Source organism: Paenibacillus sp. FSL R5-0887, from assembly GCF_038002305.1.
Lineage (GTDB): Bacteria > Bacillota > Bacilli > Paenibacillales > Paenibacillaceae > Paenibacillus_AQ > Paenibacillus_AQ odorifer.
Map to the genome: position 1 here is coordinate 1,586,952 of NZ_JBBOCE010000002.1, position 16,816 is coordinate 1,603,767.

The 16,816-nt window shown below is 45.2% G+C and carries 14 protein-coding genes and 1 riboswitch; of the genes, 3 read left to right on the forward strand and 11 right to left on the reverse strand.

Features of this window, described 5'->3' with window-relative positions:
- The first annotated feature begins 11 nt into the window (after positions 1–11).
- Positions 12–992: a polyprenyl synthetase family protein gene (locus tag MKY14_RS24930; protein ID WP_036682537.1), complete on the forward strand. Its 981-nt coding sequence runs from the start codon at positions 12–14 to the stop codon at positions 990–992.
- 566 nt (positions 993–1,558) lie between these two features.
- Here MKY14_RS24930 and MKY14_RS24935 read toward each other — a convergent pair.
- From MKY14_RS24935 to MKY14_RS24980, 10 genes are all read right to left on the reverse strand, one after another.
- Complete coding sequence (locus MKY14_RS24935) at positions 1,559–2,443, reverse strand: UbiA-like polyprenyltransferase (protein WP_076179740.1); 885 nt, start codon at positions 2,441–2,443, stop codon at positions 1,559–1,561.
- Between the two features lie 38 nt (positions 2,444–2,481).
- A complete protein-coding gene (locus MKY14_RS24940; protein ID WP_076185193.1) occupies positions 2,482–3,768 on the reverse strand; it encodes an aspartate aminotransferase family protein in 1,287 nt (428 codons plus the stop codon).
- Between the two features lie 97 nt (positions 3,769–3,865).
- A complete protein-coding gene (locus MKY14_RS24945) occupies positions 3,866–5,791 on the reverse strand; it encodes a peptidase U32 family protein (protein ID WP_340977576.1) in 1,926 nt (641 codons plus the stop codon).
- Between the two features lie 43 nt (positions 5,792–5,834).
- The gene (locus MKY14_RS24950) at positions 5,835–6,626 is read right to left on the reverse strand and encodes an energy-coupling factor transporter transmembrane component T family protein (protein ID WP_076138201.1); all 792 of its coding nucleotides are present in this window, start codon (positions 6,624–6,626) and stop codon (positions 5,835–5,837) included.
- Positions 6,619–7,521 carry an energy-coupling factor transporter ATPase gene (locus tag MKY14_RS24955; RefSeq protein WP_076124517.1) on the reverse strand — a complete coding sequence of 301 codons (903 nt, stop codon included), beginning with the start codon at positions 7,519–7,521 and terminating at the stop codon, positions 6,619–6,621. The genes MKY14_RS24950 and MKY14_RS24955 overlap by 8 nt, the downstream gene beginning before the upstream one ends.
- A complete protein-coding gene (locus tag MKY14_RS24960) occupies positions 7,512–8,366 on the reverse strand; it encodes an ATP-binding cassette domain-containing protein (protein WP_076141845.1) in 855 nt (284 codons plus the stop codon). Before MKY14_RS24960 ends, MKY14_RS24955 begins: the two co-directional genes overlap by 10 nt.
- A 29-nt stretch (positions 8,367–8,395) precedes the next feature.
- Complete coding sequence (locus tag MKY14_RS24965) at positions 8,396–8,953, reverse strand: Gx transporter family protein (RefSeq protein WP_076124520.1); 558 nt, start codon at positions 8,951–8,953, stop codon at positions 8,396–8,398.
- Entirely contained in the window at positions 8,937–9,326 is a 390-nt protein-coding gene (locus MKY14_RS24970) for a NusG domain II-containing protein (protein ID WP_036681022.1), read from the reverse strand. Before MKY14_RS24970 ends, MKY14_RS24965 begins: the two co-directional genes overlap by 17 nt.
- A gap of 819 nt (positions 9,327–10,145) precedes the next feature.
- Positions 10,146–11,081, reverse strand: coding sequence for an alpha/beta hydrolase (locus MKY14_RS24975; protein WP_305953692.1), 936 nt, complete (start codon positions 11,079–11,081; stop codon positions 10,146–10,148).
- Positions 11,082–11,227: 146 nt separating this feature from the next.
- The gene (locus MKY14_RS24980; RefSeq protein WP_340977579.1) at positions 11,228–13,681 is read right to left on the reverse strand and encodes a choice-of-anchor A family protein; all 2,454 of its coding nucleotides are present in this window, start codon (positions 13,679–13,681) and stop codon (positions 11,228–11,230) included.
- A gap of 108 nt (positions 13,682–13,789) precedes the next feature.
- A riboswitch (cyclic di-GMP riboswitch) is annotated at positions 13,790–13,880 on the reverse strand.
- Between the two features lie 495 nt (positions 13,881–14,375).
- On the opposite strand from MKY14_RS24980, the gene MKY14_RS24985 reads away from it, so the two are divergent.
- Positions 14,376–14,768 (forward strand): hypothetical protein, encoded by a 393-nt coding sequence (locus MKY14_RS24985; RefSeq protein ID WP_051491249.1) that lies wholly within the window; start codon positions 14,376–14,378, stop codon positions 14,766–14,768.
- 199 nt (positions 14,769–14,967) lie between these two features.
- On the opposite strand, the gene MKY14_RS24990 is transcribed toward MKY14_RS24985, so the two are convergent.
- Positions 14,968–15,381 carry an ASCH domain-containing protein gene (locus tag MKY14_RS24990; protein ID WP_339246134.1) on the reverse strand — a complete coding sequence of 138 codons (414 nt, stop codon included), beginning with the start codon at positions 15,379–15,381 and terminating at the stop codon, positions 14,968–14,970.
- A 351-nt stretch (positions 15,382–15,732) separates the two neighbouring features.
- Here MKY14_RS24990 and MKY14_RS24995 point away from each other — a divergent pair, with 351 nt between their 5' ends.
- Positions 15,733–16,077: a DUF3221 domain-containing protein gene (locus tag MKY14_RS24995; RefSeq protein WP_340977581.1), complete on the forward strand. Its 345-nt coding sequence runs from the start codon at positions 15,733–15,735 to the stop codon at positions 16,075–16,077.
- Positions 16,078–16,816: the final 739 nt, after the last annotated feature.

The following is a 16,816-nucleotide window of genomic DNA, read 5'->3' on the forward strand; positions in this document are numbered from 1 at the left end:
GGGATCCATAAATGAAGCTGCATGAGGCCTTAAATATAGACATAAATGAAATCAACCGCGAAATCGTAAACCTTGTAGCGCGTGATAAAGATGTACCTAAGAAATCTCAGCTCGCGCAAAGTGTTCTAGAGCTTATAAATTCCGGTGGTAAACGCCTTCGTCCCCTCATGGTCATTGTTGGCAGTCGGTTTGGCCGTAAGGATACCGGTCGCAGAGCGCTTCAATTAGCTGCTGCTGCTGAATTTATTCATGCCGCCTCATTAATTCATGATGATATCATTGACCGTTCAGAGTTACGGCGGGGCGTACCCGCCTTACATATTAAGACGGGTACATTGTCAGCAGTACATGTTGGTAATTACATGTCCGCTCGGGTCATCGAGCTGTTGAGCAAATATACAGGAGATAAAAACAGATACGTTCATGACTTATCCTCTGTAGCCACCGCTCAGCTGTGTCTGGGTGAATATCAGCAAATGGAACATGCTTTTGATTATGAAATTACAATGGATCAGTATTTGGAGAAATCCTTAAACAAAACCGCTCTTCTTATGGCAACCTGCTTACGGGTTGGTGCACTGTCCACTGAAAGCACCGAAGAAGTTGCCAATCTCCTTTATAATTTTGGAGAAGCCTTAGGGATGTCCTTTCAGATACAAGATGACTTGCTAGATTTCACACAGTCCGCCGATGTCCTAGGCAAACCTGCCGGTAGCGACCTGCGACATGGTCAGGTCACCCTGCCAGTGCTGTACGCCTTGCAGGACCCTAAGCTCTCGCCTGTGATCCGTGCAATCGGCCCGGATTCTTCCGACGCTGAAGTAGCACATGTGCTCACCCTAATTAACAATAGCGATGCCCTCGCTCGCGCTGAACGGGTCAGCCAGAACTATCTGGATAAAGCTGCAGCTATTGTGCAGCAGCTCTCCTCCTACCCTGCGCATGCTGATCTGGAAACGTTGCTGCAATATTTTGCGGACCGTGATCGCTAAAGCGTACGATCTAATACAAATAAAAACGGATACCTCCATTCACTTGGGGGTATCCGTTTTTTTGATTTAGACACATCATTTTATTGATCTTGTCGCAATTCAACTGCTATTTTTCCGCTTCAACAGGACAAGCTAAACACGCAAACGCATGCTACGCACATGAGCTAATTTAGTCATTCTACTCCATCGGATATAATTAGGGAAAACCTCCCTAAAATTAGCTAATAATCGTTCGAAAACCATGATATTAGGGAATTCCTCCCTAATAAAGTCCACTTTAGCATGTTTTTAAAAGTAACCAGCTGTATTTCAGGGACAAATTCCCTAAAACAGAGTCAAAGGATAAAAAACTCAATAAGATTAGGGAGGTTTTCCCTAATCTTTGCATTCAACTCGTAGCTTCCCCCTTGCAGAGCGGGGAACCGAGTCAACACAAAAAAGGAAAGCTAGCGTAGCCAGCTTTCCGATCCCCTTGCCTACCCCTTTTGGGTAGGCTATTGTCTTTTGTTGTTAGTTTGAGGGCAATGCGCCAATGCTCAGCCAGCCGGCTCACCAAAGCCAGCTCCCTAACTAACATAGAAAAAATCAATCAGCGTACACAATAATATCACTATGCTGATTACCTGATTTAGATTATAAGAAGCCACCTTCATCAGCTTACGATTCGAAGGTTTTATAATCTTATGCTCGGTCATCAGGAGCAATGTAGCGATGCCAATCCCAACCAGATACACCCAGCCGAGATCCTGCCATACGTATAGAAATAATAGCAGCATAATCATAATGAAATGTAGACCTTTGGCGATACGCAGCGCATTCTCTAATCCAAAGAAGCTCGGAATAGACCATAACCCATGCCGCCGGTCAAATTCAATGTCCTGAGTGCCGTAGATAATATCAAATCCGGCAATCCAGAGCATAACTACCGTCCCGATCACAAACGGGGTAAATGCGATATTTCCGGTTACGGCAAACCATGCACCAATCGGTGCGGAAGCAATAACAAAGCCTAAATATAAATGGCTTAGAAAGGTAAAACGTTTTGTATAAGAATAAGTCGATATTAACACGATTGCTACCGGCGATAAGAGCAGGCAGAGCAAGTTCAGCATGCCTGAAGCCACAATAAAGATGGCATAATTGACAATAACAAAGACAACCACTTCTTTTTCTGCCAATAACCGTTGTGGCAAATGCCGATGTGCCGTACGAGGATTCTGTTCATCAAACGTACGGTCTGCCAGCCGATTGAATGCATTAGCGCCATTACGGGCACCGATCAATGCAATCAGACCCCAGATCATCACATGCCCTGATGGCCAGCCCCCAGCAGCCCACACCATCGAGATAATGGCAAACGGCAGCGAAAAAAGCGTATGAGAGAACATCACCAGTTCACTGAACATTTTAAGCTTTAGGCCTGCAGTTTTAAAAATGTTTAGAATAGCCATTCGTTTTCCTCTTTCTTCGCTACTTGAAATTCATTATATTAGTCATTAAGCTCCGCAAAGACTTCATTCAGGTTGTTAAGCAGCCCGTCGATATCCTCTTCCGTAATAATCATCGGCGGTTGAAAGGCCAGTACGTTGCGTCCTATGCCATTTTTGCCGATCAGGTATCCTCTGTCTTTCATCGCTTCCAGTACTTGATCTGTAAGCGCCGCAGAGCCTTCTGCATCCTCACCAGCAAGCTCCGCTCCCAACATAAGCCCAATTCCCCGTACATCCACAATAAGCGAAGGATAACGGTCTTGAAGGGTCTTTAGCCCTGCTTTCAATCGTTCTCCGAGCAGCACTGAGCGTTCAGGAAGCCGTTCATCGCGAATATAATCAAGCACAGCCAGCGCCGTTGCAGCAGATACCGGATTGCCTCCAAAGGTTGAAGCCGACGGACGGTTCAGCGCAAGTGCAATCTCATCTGTTGTCGCAAAGGCTGCCACCGGAATTCCATTCCCCAGTGCCTTGGCCATACTAATAATATCGGGCACTACGTCAAAATGCTCCATAGCAAATATTTTGCCTGTACGACCAAATCCAGTTTGAATTTCATCAGCGATCAGAAGTACGCCGTATCTCTCCAGCAACATTTTGACCTCACTGAAATAGGTTGGCGTTGGCATAATCATACCACCATTGCCTTGGATTGGCTCTACGATCATTGCGGCGATAGTATTCCCCTTCTCCTCAAGCACTCGCTCCAGAGATTCCAGGGATAGTGCAGCGGCTTCCTCCAGAGATAGTTCTGGATGATATGGGCGAGGAATAAACTCAACGTCATGATCCAAGTATTTATCGGTACGCCACATCGGCAGACCTGTCACACTCATAGTTAGATTGGTACGGCCGTGTAAACCACTTTCCAGTGCAATGAACCCTTTGCGTCCTGTATACATCCGGGCAAGCAGCAGTGCGCCTTCATTAGCCTCTGAGCCGCTGTTCACGAAAAAGGTTCGGCGTAGACCGCCTGGCATAACCTCTTCCAGACGTTCAGCCAAATCCACATTTGGCTGAGTTAAATAGATCGTAGACGTATGCTGCAGCTGCTGCAGTTGCTCAATCGTACGTTCAGTTATGGCTGGATTGCAGTGCCCACAGGCAACTACAGATACACCTGCGAAGAAATCTGTATATTGTTTGCCATTTTCATCATACACAAACTGCATCGAACCTCGCACAAGCTGAGGCGCATCGCGGTAAAAATGCTGTGTACACGGATAGAAATATTGCTTACGCTTTGCCGCTACGGCTTCTCTTCCGATGAATTCTTGTTGTTCCATGATTGATTCCCTCTCTTCTTGTGAAAATAGTAACTTATTCATAGAGTACTGTGCATTCTTCTTACTAGCAGACGGTATTTTGCCCCAAAAAATAGAATTAGTTAAATTGCAGCGAACCTAGAGTATAACCCGCATAAATGGGCTCAAGACCACCTAGCATATCATCTTTTACTTCAGTACGATTCATAGCTTGTTGATAAGAAATTATAATTTCACGCAACTGCTTAGCGCTATATGTCGCTCCTTCAATACGGAAACTAGATATGCCTAGATCAATCATCTCACCAAGCAACGGTAAATAGCAGAGCTCTTTCGCGAACAAAAGATGGCAACGGCCGTGCTGATCACGATATACCGGATTTTCACCTTTGTCTGTTTTTAGAACCAATACATTATTGTGCACATATTGATTATCCTCTTCAGCGATAGGCTCCATTACTTCAGTATTCTCATAAAGGTCATGTTCCATATACATTAGTGCAGGTGTACCATGTACAACAACTTCCAAAGGCGTGTCACAACGCGAGGCAAAGGTAGCAAAGTGCTCCAGCGTCATTTCCGGTGAAACCGAAAGCTGAGTTAAACCTAATTTTGCATATAATTGGGCTGAAAGATGATTGTAGACATTTAAACTACCATCTCCAATTAACGGATAACCTGTAGAACTGTATCTGCGAATCGCTCCCAAATTAGTAACGATTAGACCGTCGATCGGCAAGCGTTCTCCACCAAGCAATTGATCATATTGATCGAAATGCAGCTCGGTCATCATGCGTGGCAACCCTAAATAGATTTTGCTATCGCCTTTTAGTTCACCAAGTTCCTTAATATCACATTTTGTAAAAGGTCTGTCCGGTTCAAATACATCCCCCGGCAAGTATAAACTATCCACACCCAGCTCCAATACTACGCGCGCCTGTTCCATATTATTCACACGTACAGCCAGCTTAGCTTTTGTTGCCATTGGTTTCTTTTCTTGCGCCAAACGTTCCCGCAATTCCTCTACACGTTTTTCAGATAGCTCACGTTCTGCGGTTGGTGTGCTAAATACTTTTCCAGTGCTATAGAATTTGCCCGTACCTTCATAACGACGGTTAATGTTAGCTAACCCTGGTTTACCAAAAGCATAAGCTGTCGAAAAGTCACGCTTGCGGTTGTTGTACAGCTCTTTAGTATCAACCGTACGATCAAAGCCAATCGGATCATCGATATATCGGTCAATGGCTTCGCCGTAGCTATTCGCCAGCATCACCATAAAATCCTTATCACGCATACGGCCTTCTATTTTGAAGGAAGTAATGCCTGATTCAATCAATTCCGGAAGATGCTCATACATAAACATATCTTTGACAGCCAGTGGATATTCAGCAGGATATACATATCCGTCTTTTTTAACCCGATAATCCCAGCGGCAAGGCTTCATACATTTTCCCCGGTTGCTGCTCATGCCAAAAACATGGGAACTGAAGTAACAATTTGCACCATGCACAGAGCACATATCCCCGTGAATAAAATATTCCAGCTCCATACCACTCCGCTGACCAAGCAGCTTAGCTGTCTGCAGGTCCATTTCCCGCGAGGTAACTACACGAGTTACACCCAGATCACGCAGCGCATAGATCATCTCCAGGTTGTGAACATTCATCATTACGGAAGAGTGAATAGGAAGGTTAAGCTCCATCTCCCGAATAAGCTCCAACACTGCCATATCCTGAACAATCAAGGCATCTGGCCGAGCACCATCAAGGAAACGCAAGTATTCTCTAGCTTCCTCCACATCTTCCTCACTAAAAAGATTATTCACAGTGATATACACTTTTTTGTCTAGACGGTGTGCGATATCAAGTGCCTCTACGATCTCTTCATGAGTAAGGTTATAACCTTTACGCATCATTCTCATATTCAATACAGGTCCACCAAAATAAACTGCATCACACCGTGATTGGATCACTTCCTTGAAAATCTCAAACGTTCCTGCGGGTGCGAGTAATTCGACTTCTCTACCGTTAAAATAACGTGCCATTCAAGTTCCCTCCCAAGTTGATACTACTAATAGGGAATGAGTATTATAACAAAGCTACTGCAATTCCCATGACCACAAACATCCCAATAAAAACAGTATCGAATTTGCCCCACCTTAGGCGGTGATACCGACTGCGGGGAGCATCCATGCGAAAACCGCGGGCCTCCATGGAATACACCAGATCCTGAGCACGCCTAAAAGCACTGGCGATAATCGGGACCAGCAGGGAGACTAACATCCGTCCCTTTTCCTTCAAAGGCAGCTCTTTCAGATCGGCTCCCCTTGAGGCCTGCGCTTTCATTATGATCTGCGATTCATCTAGAATCGTAGGAATGAAACGAAGTGAAATGCTGATCATCAGCGTGATACGGTCAGGGGATAAGCCAAGCTTTTTGAAGGGTGTCAAGATCCCCTCCAGCCCTTGATTCAGCTTCCCCGGCGTTGTTGTGAAGGTCAGAAGCGCTGTAAAGGTGATAAGAAAGAACATGCGGATGACCGAAAATGCCCCTAATCTTAGCCCTCCCTCATAGATAGACCAGGAACCAAGAGTCAGCATTACCTCCCCTGTCTTTACAGACACCACCTGCACAATAAAGATAAACAACATTAAATAACGTAAAGGCTTAGCTGCTTTCAGGAAGTATTTAAGCGGAATCTTCGTTGAAGCCATAACGGCTATCGAAAAAATAGCCAGCACAGCCATGGCCATCCACGAACGTGAGAGCAGGATAACAGCTACGTATAATAGCATGCCAGTGATTTTGGCACGAGCATCCAGCTTGTGCACCCACGAACCGGTCTCAATACTCCGACCTAAGATCAGTTTCTCATTCATGGTCATCCCTCTTTCCATCGGGCTTACCAGTGCTTATTGATTCCGCTGGCAGCGAAGCTATAAGCTCTGCCAGACTCTCAGCCGTCAAGCGGGGGGCTTCATCCACAAGACCTAAATGATCAGCAACTGCACGCCAGTAACGAAGGGACTGTGGAACCGTCAAACCACACTGTTCCAGAATTGAAGGATCATCTGCAAGCGCCTTTACACTGCCCTGAAACGCCGTGCTGCCCTCTTTAAGTACAACCCAGCTGTCCGCATAGGGCAATAACTCATCCATCCGATGCGTGACGATAATGATCGTTCTGCCCTGCTCACGACATAATCTCTCCAGCAAGCTGATTAGCTCTGCACGGCTAATGGGATCAAGCGTTGCCGTGGGCTCATCCAGAACGATGACCTCAGGGTCCATAGCTAGCACGGAAGCGATAGCCGCCTTACGCATTTGTCCACCGCTCAATTGGAAAGGATTCCGCTCTAGCAACGCGAGATCCAGCCCCATATCTGACATGGCCTGACGTGCACGTGACTTTGCCTCTTCGAGACTCATACCGAAGTTAAGGGGACCGAAAATGAGATCCTTCTCGACCGTATCTTCGAACATCTGCTGCTCCGGAAATTGAAATACCAATCCGACTCGGCGGCGCAGTGGCATTAGCTTAGGTGACTTCTCACCAGCCTGAATAGTTACATCAAGCACTTTTACCGTACCCTCGGTTGGTTTCAGTATCCCGTTAAACAATTGCAGCAGCGTCGATTTACCTGAGCCCGTCGCCCCCGCAATACCAACCATCGAGCCAATGGGTACACTGAGGTTAATGTCCCGGAGCGCCGTCAGCTTCCAGAGGCTTCGGTCAGCGTAGGTGTAACTTACTTGCTGTAATTCTATGGCCATAACGTGTCTATAAGCTCCTTTTCACTGGTCGGAACATCCACATGAATACCCTGGTTCTGCAGCTCACGTGCAAGGCGCCAAGGATAAGGTTCACGCAGATGGCATTTTTCCAGAAGCTCCTCGTTCCGGAACAACTCCGCCGGTGTAACATCTGCAGCCAAACCACCTCCATGCAGCGCAAGCACCCGATCCGATGCCAAAATCTCATCTGCATCATGCGTAATCATGAGGATCGTGTACTTCCCTTCTGCCCGCATATCCTGCAGAATACCGAGAAGGTCATTTCTGCTTCCTTCATCCAACATAGAAGAGGCCTCGTCAAAAATGACGATGCCTGGTTCCATAGCAAGAATGGAAGCGATAGCAACACGCTGCTTTTGACCTCCCGACAGCTCACCCGGATGCTTGGACAACAGATGATTTATTCCTAGTCTCGTCGTATAGGAGTGCAAACGTTCAGCCATCTCTTCGTACGGCAAACAAAGCCCTTCCAGGCCGAATAGGATATCTTCCTCTACAGTGGCTCCAATAAACTGATTATCCGGATTTTGGAACACCATTCCGATACATTGCCGAATGCTTCCGATCGTTTCCTCACTAAGCAGCATGCCACTAACCACAATCTCACCAGCCCCCTTAGGCAGCAGAGCATTGAGCAGCTTGACCAACGTAGACTTCCCGCAGCCATTAGGACCAACCAAGCTGACCCATTGTCCTTGAGAGATAGATAACGTTATATTTTGAAGAATCGGATGCTCGGGATCATAGCCAAACGATACCCCATCCAGAGAGATGACTGCTTGTCCCTCTCCCTCTAAGTCTTGACCTTCGTATGATTCATTCATGTTAGTCATCCTTCCGCTGATGTGACTAATCAGTCCAAAAATTCTTCAAACAGCGATATTTTTGACAATGACGCCACCAAATAACGGACTGCATAGCCCACGGCAATTCCTGTTACTACCCCAGTGATCAGCAGCATGGGAAGATAATAAAAAATACTAAGTGATGCAAATACCATAGAAGCTGCCAGCAGCTGACCGATATTATGCGCAATCCCACCAGCTATACTAATTCCGATCAAGCTTATACTCTTACCTTTGCCACTAATCAGCATCAGCACAAACATAACAACAAAGCTAAAAAGTGAACCAAATAAACTAAACAGCAAGCTTGAGAAGGTACCTAGCAGAAATGCAGTAAGCAGTGTTTTGAGGATGACAAGCAGCAAAGCATCCCGTCCACGTAAAAAGTAAATACAAGTCAAAATCATAATGTTGGCCAGTCCGAGCTTAGCACCCGGCACCAGTCCCATCCCGGATAACGGAATCTGTGCCTCTATTAAACTTAACACTACTGCCACTGCGGCGAAAATCGCAATAATCACTGTTCTTTTTAAAGCTGTTGCAGATTCACTACTGGACATAGGCATCTATATCATCCTCCCCCGACGCACTGGTGATTTCGACTAATACTCTATGCGGTAGACAGACAATCGTCTGTTTGGGCAGGGTAATAAAACCAAAACCTAGGCAAACTTTATCAGCGCAATCGGCATCGTACATTTCAATCCCGTAATCATGCACCTTCAAAATGTTATAGCCGCGTTCCGTGCGGACCTCAATGGTTTGTTCTTCTTTTGTAAGCTTTACCGTTTTAAATAACTCACCGTCCACCGTTACATTGGCTATGAGATTTTTACCGGCCCCACCTTTGTCATCATTGTCCGAAAACCATCTCGGTACGAGAAAAGCGAGCGCAGCAATCAATACGATGGAAATCAGCCACACATCTGCGCGTTTCATAAAAATCTCCCTTATTTTTTAATTAAAATCCAGACTTATTAATTATAACGGTCTACCCTCAATCCTTCAATCAATGTTGGAGTTTATTGTCAGTTTTAGAGAGCTGTTCACAAAATAGGCACGCAAAATAACCCCAGCAGACACAACCCATTCGTCTCTGGCATTTTCAGTTGAAGTTTGTAGCGTTTGCAAAAATATCCAACTTACATTTTAGCCCATTTGCACCGAGATCGCCCATCTCCTCTGGTTTACTAGCTTTTCCGGAATAATTCACAATTAACCCAATTTAAGTTACTTTCAAAATCTAAGCGCCCCTTATCGAGGTTTGTTCCTCTCTAGAATCAAATAAACCTTATCTTGGAATTCATTATTATATTTGCCTTTTAAACAATAGTGTGTTATATTTATATGGTATTTGTTTTTCGATATATTGAATATCCCCACCAAGAAGATGTCAGGCCGACTATTATACACATCGGCATTTTGGACAAAGAGGCTTTATGTTTTCTTGCAGTACTCTTCCTTTTTATGAGATTAAATTCGAAATATAGCATTCCGATTCACACTGGCGCGGTCAATGGAGCCGCAAGGGCAAAAGAGAGGTAGGGCTTTTGTCGTATTGGAAGGATTATTCTCGCCACACGGCTGCTGGAAATAACAAGGAATTAAGACACCCGTTACTCACGAACGGCGGGGGATGAATATAACGAGAAAGCATGACGGTACGATCCTTATTCAAGGACTACGTCATGTGTGGAAAAATATAGGCGCCCGATAACCGCTACCTAGCGGATATCGGGCGCTGTCTACGTTCAGGACTTATTTTACATATCGACTTACAAAAGCTGTTACTACATCTATATACCCCGCCTTATCCGTATCATAAGACAATCCATGCCCCGCTAGCGGTACTATGAGCCTCTCTTTTGGACTCTGGCATGCCTCATACAATTCATTCATCATAGCAAAAGGTACAAAGTTATCCGCATCCCCATGAATAAAAAGAATCGGAGCCTTCGCTTTCCGCACTTGTTTTAATGCAGAGGCTTCACCAAAGCCATACCCCGCCTTCAAGCGGGTGATTAGACTTGCACTTTGAACGAAAGGGAAACTTGGCAAGCGATACATTCGTCGTAGTTGGTAAGATAATTGTGCTTTTACTGAGGTATAAGCGCAGTCCGCAACAATAGCTTTTACCTGCGGCGGAAGATCTTCCCCTGAGGTCATTAGCACTGTAGCACCACCCATAGAGACACCGTGAAGCACAATTTGAGCACTGGGACCAGTCTTTTTAATCATGTATTCAATCCATTGCAAATAATCTTTTCGTTCCGGCCAACCAAAACCAATGTAATCCCCTGCGCTATCTCCATGCCCTCTTGCATCGGGAATTAGGATGTTAAAGCCTAAGTTCTCGTAGTAGATTTTGGCGTACGCCCCCATATCCTTTGCTTTACCTGAATAACCGTGGGCTAGAATGGCTGTGCGTCCCGCAGCACGATTAGATTGGAGTAAGTAACCTCTTAGTTTAAGTCCATCTGCAGATACGATCTCAATATTCTCGAAGCTCTGGCGAGAGACCCAATCCTTCCCCTCCCCCCAAGAAGCTCCGGCAACCGGAGGATCAGCCTTCAGATTAGGATTATTACTTAGAAATACCTTTGGCGCTCGTTTAATAGCAATACCATAGAAGAAAAATCCCACATAGATTAGAATCCCTATGATGATTACAGCGCTAATAATAAACCATATCAATTCGCCTTCGCCATCCCCTCTTCATTTCTTTTCCAACAAGAGTATACCATCTACTTAGAATGCACCAAACTATCGCAATCATGACATACAAATAGAGCCGCCATCGGAACACTCCCGAAAGCGACTCTATGTTGATCTAACCTTTATTATTTATTCTTTTTGGAGAACTTGGTTCTCATTAATAATCCGATAAGTGCAAAACCTAAACCTGCTACATAGTAAGGTGCAGGACTTGATTCACCCGTTTTTGGCAATTCCTTCACAGGTGGCTTTCCTAATGGGATCGTATCGTCCACTACGATGATTTCATCAGGTGTTGGTGTTGGCGTTGGTGTCACTGCCGGTACCGGACCTAATGGGATCTCATCATCATCAACAAGTACTTCTGTGCTATTCGACGGTGTTGGTACTGGCGCTGGTGTCGGCGAAGCTACAGGCCCAAGCGGCACGGGATCTTCTGCAAGAACTATAGTGCCAATTACGGATGATGGCGTTGGTGTCGGGAACACCGAAGTCTCTGGTGTCGACGTTGGTGTTGCTTCAGGCGTTACCGTCGGTGTTGGTGTTGCCTCAGGCGTTACCGTCGGTGTCGGTGTTGCCTCTGGTGTTACCGTCGGTGTCGGTGTTGCCTCAGGCGTTACCGTCGGCGTTGGTGTTGGCGTCACTGTCGGCGTTGGTGTTGGTGTCGGCGTTGGTGTTGGTGTCACTGTCGGCGTTGGTGTCGGCGTTGGTGTCACTGTCGGCGTCGGCGTTGGTGTTGGTGTCGGCGTCACTGTCGGCGTCGGTGTTGGTGTCGGCGTTGGTGTCACTGTCGGCGTTGGTGTCGGTGTTGGCGTCACTGTTGGCGTTGGCGTTGGTGTTGGTGTCGGTGTCGGTGTCGGCGTCACTGTCGGCGTCGGTGTTGGCGTCGGTGTCACTGTCGGCGTCGGCGTTGGTGTCACTGTCGGCGTCGGCGTCGGTGTCGGCGTTGGTGTCACTGTCGGTGTTGGTGTCGGTGTTGGTGTCGGCGTTGGTGTCGGCGTCGGCGTCGGCGTCGGCGTTGGTGTCGGCGTCGACGTTGGTGTCGGCGTCGGCGTTGGTGTTGGTGTTGGTGTCGGTGTCGGCGTTGGCGTCGGTGTTGGTGTCACTGTCGGCGTTGGTGTCACTGTTGGCGTCACTGTCGGCGTTGGTGTCACTGTCGGCGTTGGCGTCGGTGTTGGTGTCACTGTCGGCGTTGGTGTCGGTATTGGTGTCGGCGTCGGCGTTGGTGTTGGTGTTGGTGTTGGTGTCGGCGTCGACGTTGGTGTCGGTGTCGGCGTCGGCGTTGGTGTTGGTGTTGGTGTCGGCGTTGGCGTCGGTGTTGGTGTCACTGTCGGCGTTGGTGTCGGTATTGGTGTCGGCGTCGGCGTTGGTGTTGGTGTTGGTGTCACTGTCGGCGTTGGTGTCGGTGTTGGCGTCACTGTCGGCGTTGGTGTCGGTGTTGGCGTCACTGTCGGCGTTGGTGTCGGCGTCACTGTCGGCGTCGGCGTCGGCGTTGGTGTTGGTGTCACTGTCGGCGTCGGCGTTGGTGTCACTGTCGGCGTCGGACATGGTGTTGGCGTCGGTGTCGGCGTTGGTGTCACTGTCGGCGTTGGTGTCACTGTCGGCGTTGGCGTTGGTGTCACTGTTGGTGTCGGCGTCACTGTCGGCGTTGGCGTTGGTGTCACTGTTGGTGTCGGCGTCACTGTCGGCGTTGGCGTTGGCGTTGGTGTTGGTCCAGGTTCATCACCATCGTATGGATAGTGGTGAAATTCACCACCACCAGTACCTTTGAGTGAAGCCGCCACTAAAGTACCGTTAATCTGACCATTAATAAAATCAACATGAGCATAGGGGGCAAGTATGCTTCCCATTACACCTATGCCTGCCATATCAAGATACGCAGCTTGGCTAAAGTTAAGCAAAATTTTCTTGCTGTTCAACACGTTATTAGGTAGAAATCCGAAGTTTTTCATTTTTACGTTAGAACCATCAATATTAATAATTGCAGTAGATCCTGAAGGAACATTTATTGTAATTCCGTAGGTATTAGAGACGTTATCTCCTGAAACATTAAAAACATTGACCGCAGGATCTGTACCTGTCAGGGTAAGGCTGCCATATTGGTACACTGTTGTTCCATTCGCCGGCAATGCTGCAAGTTCTGCTGATTTGTCCTTCAAAGACTGACCTACGGCTGAAAAGTCAATCGTACTCCCCTGTCTTTTTGTACCACCCTTGAGGAGCGTTACATTCCCTGAAAAATCTCCCCCGTGCACGATATTCCCATAAACAGTACCTCCGTTGAAAGTAAGATGCCCTCCAACAACAAGTGTGTCAGTCAGGGAAACCTCTGCAGCGGTCAACCTATCTCCAACACTATAGTTGGTTAAGTTAACGTTACCTCCAGCAGCAAACCTTCCTTCCGTATCCGAAACTGTTGTTATATCCCCTAGAATAAACACGTTGTAGACCGCTGCAATTCCCAATGTAGAAGAACTACTAGCTCCAGCAACTCCAGCTCCTAATGAGGAAAGCCCACTACCTACCGTCAAAATCCCAGCTAATACAAGCGAGAGTAACGGTTTTATTCTTCTTTTCAAATGGCACACCTCCTAAAACTATGATTTATATTAATCAGAATAATTACCAGAAACTCTAAAGGACCTAACAACAAAAAAGACCGCCAAAAAGAAGTGAAATTCCCTTCTCATGGCAGTCGGACGGTCATTGTGCCTTTAAGACACTTTAGACTCCTGGACTTTGCGTCCCGCCCTTTCAGACGGTTTGCTATTATCATGACTATATATATGTATTACACTGCAAGTCCAGAACTGGTAGCTGAAGCATTCTATCCAATAACAGTCTATGACTTTTAATACTTTTGAATTAATAACAGTTTAGCTCCCGACACCCACAATTGTCAATCAATTCCTTTCGATAATTCCCCGCATTAGTACCACACAAAAAAAGCGCCTAAAGGCGCTTCGCATAAGGTTTTTCATTAAATTTTAAAGTAACTGTATATAGCCCAATATGGATATCCATAAGGGAACACTCAAAATTAAACCAAAAAACAATCCACGCTGGAGGCTGCCCTCTTTTTCCATCATAATTCTCCTTTATTTGCGTTCGATACATTAATTTTTATTATTACAATTTTTAATATAATTTATTCTTCGTTATTAAGTTGTGAATTTAATCACATTGGATAAGCTGTTTAGAAATACCATTGATTATTTTTGGAATATCGGGGTAGAATACGAATATACGTTCCTATTAGAGGTGATGAGATTCATGCATAGAGCAGAAAGCAGGGACAACATGCTGGTGAAATCTTATTTATTGCTTCCGATGATTTTATCAGCTTTCGAACGGGACTCCGCCATTTTATCTACACACTTACGAACACCCGCCCCTTATCTGGAGGTGCTTGGAACAGCTGCTGCAGTAGCTACAACAGATCTAAGGGATGTTCGTGCAGAAATGAGAAGACGGGGAATCAAGGTGTATGAGCAAAACAGACTTAATACTGGAATTGAAGCCAAGTATATATGTCGTGGCTATCATGAACGAATGCTGCTGTTGAATGACATTGTTGCGGCTCAGGCTGCCATCCATATGCGCAGATACCTAGGGCTGGATATTTCATCTTTTAAGAGTTACGAAGAACAGTACCAGATTAAGTAAAGCTGTATAGAAGCCGCTGCGCTCTCTCCCCCCGATCAATTAGTGAACAAAAAAATAGGCCTTACCATGGGAGTTGGCAAGACCTGAGAGAGATATACCACAAAACACTGGGGGGTGTTTGGTGTCTCTAATATATACCTCGAACCTGAAAAAAAGCTGATAGGCACATAAAAATTACATTAAAAATATTGTTCGCCGTTCAGAAGTGATTAGAGTGCTCCCACAAGCTTAGCCGACCTTTAGCTGGAATTGGATGGCTTAATGGATGAACCCCTTCAAGCTTCCAGGCAAACCGTCCTTCACTATAGTCGCCAAAATCATATTCATTCCCATTGATCCATTCCCTTAAATCCACCTCTGGAGTAACCACATAACATCCCGCGAGCTGACCTGTAGCAATAATAGCTCCTGTCGGCAAATTATTCGCTGTATAGCCATGTTTCGCCAATACTGATTTGTACGGTTCCTGTTCACAAATCTTTTTGTCAATCCTCACTCCGGCATGGATGCCTAACTCGCCGCGGTAGGCTGTTCTCCATGAACGAGTTTCAAACTCTTTTTCACCAAGAGCAATTAAGGTCGCCCAAGGCTGCCGTATTGTTATACACCGCATGATATTTATCCCCTTTGTTTATGTTGGACATTTGTCACGGATGCCACGGATCTCGATCTCGCGTTGTGTAATCTTGCTCACCTTGACCTGATAAATAATCCCAACCGTTTGGTCGATACTCATTTCCATCATTGATCGCCTCTAAAATAAGAACATTTATTTTTATTATATACAAACAAAAGTTCTTATGAAAATATCAATACTACAGACATTCACCTGTAACTCCCCAGAATCAATAAAGGTCGTCATAATGGAAAGGCTGCTGTTTATTCTTATATTGGTAATGTACTAAATGCTATGCCTGTGCAACCGATTTTAAACTAATGTCGTAACCACTGGAGGGGAAGGTCCATGATTCAAAAACCACGTACTACTATTAAATGGACTCTTATTTTTGTTTTTTTGTTATTCGTCACCGCCTGTAGTAAGAATAATGAAGTTTTGAAAGGAATTGTACACACAATAGATGTAGAAAATAAAAGAATTTTAGTAATTTCTGAATTAAAAGAAGAAGACTTGAACAAGGAATACAAGGAGGTTCTCGAATCTAATGAGTACTCTAAAGCCATTTGGGTAAATAAAGTTGCACCTTCTAAATATAAAAAAGGAGATGAGATTAAAGTGTTTTTTGAAGTAAGTGATGATTCATTCCCTGCACAAGTTACCGCCAAAAAGATCACCAAAATCAAGAATTGAGCAAAAAGAATAGAATCTACTATAAAGAAGCGGCGTCTCCAAAAGGGATGGCGCTTCTTTGTGTAGATTTAAGGAGAAATCAGAGTATATAATATGGAACATTATATACTCTCAACATCTCTGTTACGGGAATTCCTGAAGCAGAAATACCCTTCCGAACATATACTATGAATAATCTCTTCCGGACGAAACATTTACATAATCTGAATATAATAATTCTGGAACATTCTGTAAACAAAAAAAGCTCACCTACCGAAGCCAGTGGGCATAATCCCAAGCATTTGGGAATTTACTCTTTGTTGGAATTACTGAAACCTTACCATGTAACAACTATAGGAGCTTATAAAGTCCCTACAGTTGTTGGCAATGTACCTAATAACACGAAGGATCTACTTGAAGATACAGGATCAGCACAAACCCGCGAGACATGCATCGGCGGGTTTCGTATTTTTAAAATTCATCACAATTAATTAGTCCTAGGTCATCTACACCAATAAAACTCTCTTATTATAATATTCGACGTTTATTTATAAAAACTTACAAAACATCTCATTTTTCAAATCGATCTTATAGCTCATATACATCATTAACCATTAAATTTACTATTATCCATGTAAGTAAACACTTCATATGTGAGGATTATCAAAGTATGAAAAAACTAATCGTAGTTTTATCAATCGCTTTATTGACTACCGCAATTGCTCCTTTCGCATCAGCAAATCAATCAAATTCAAGTGTA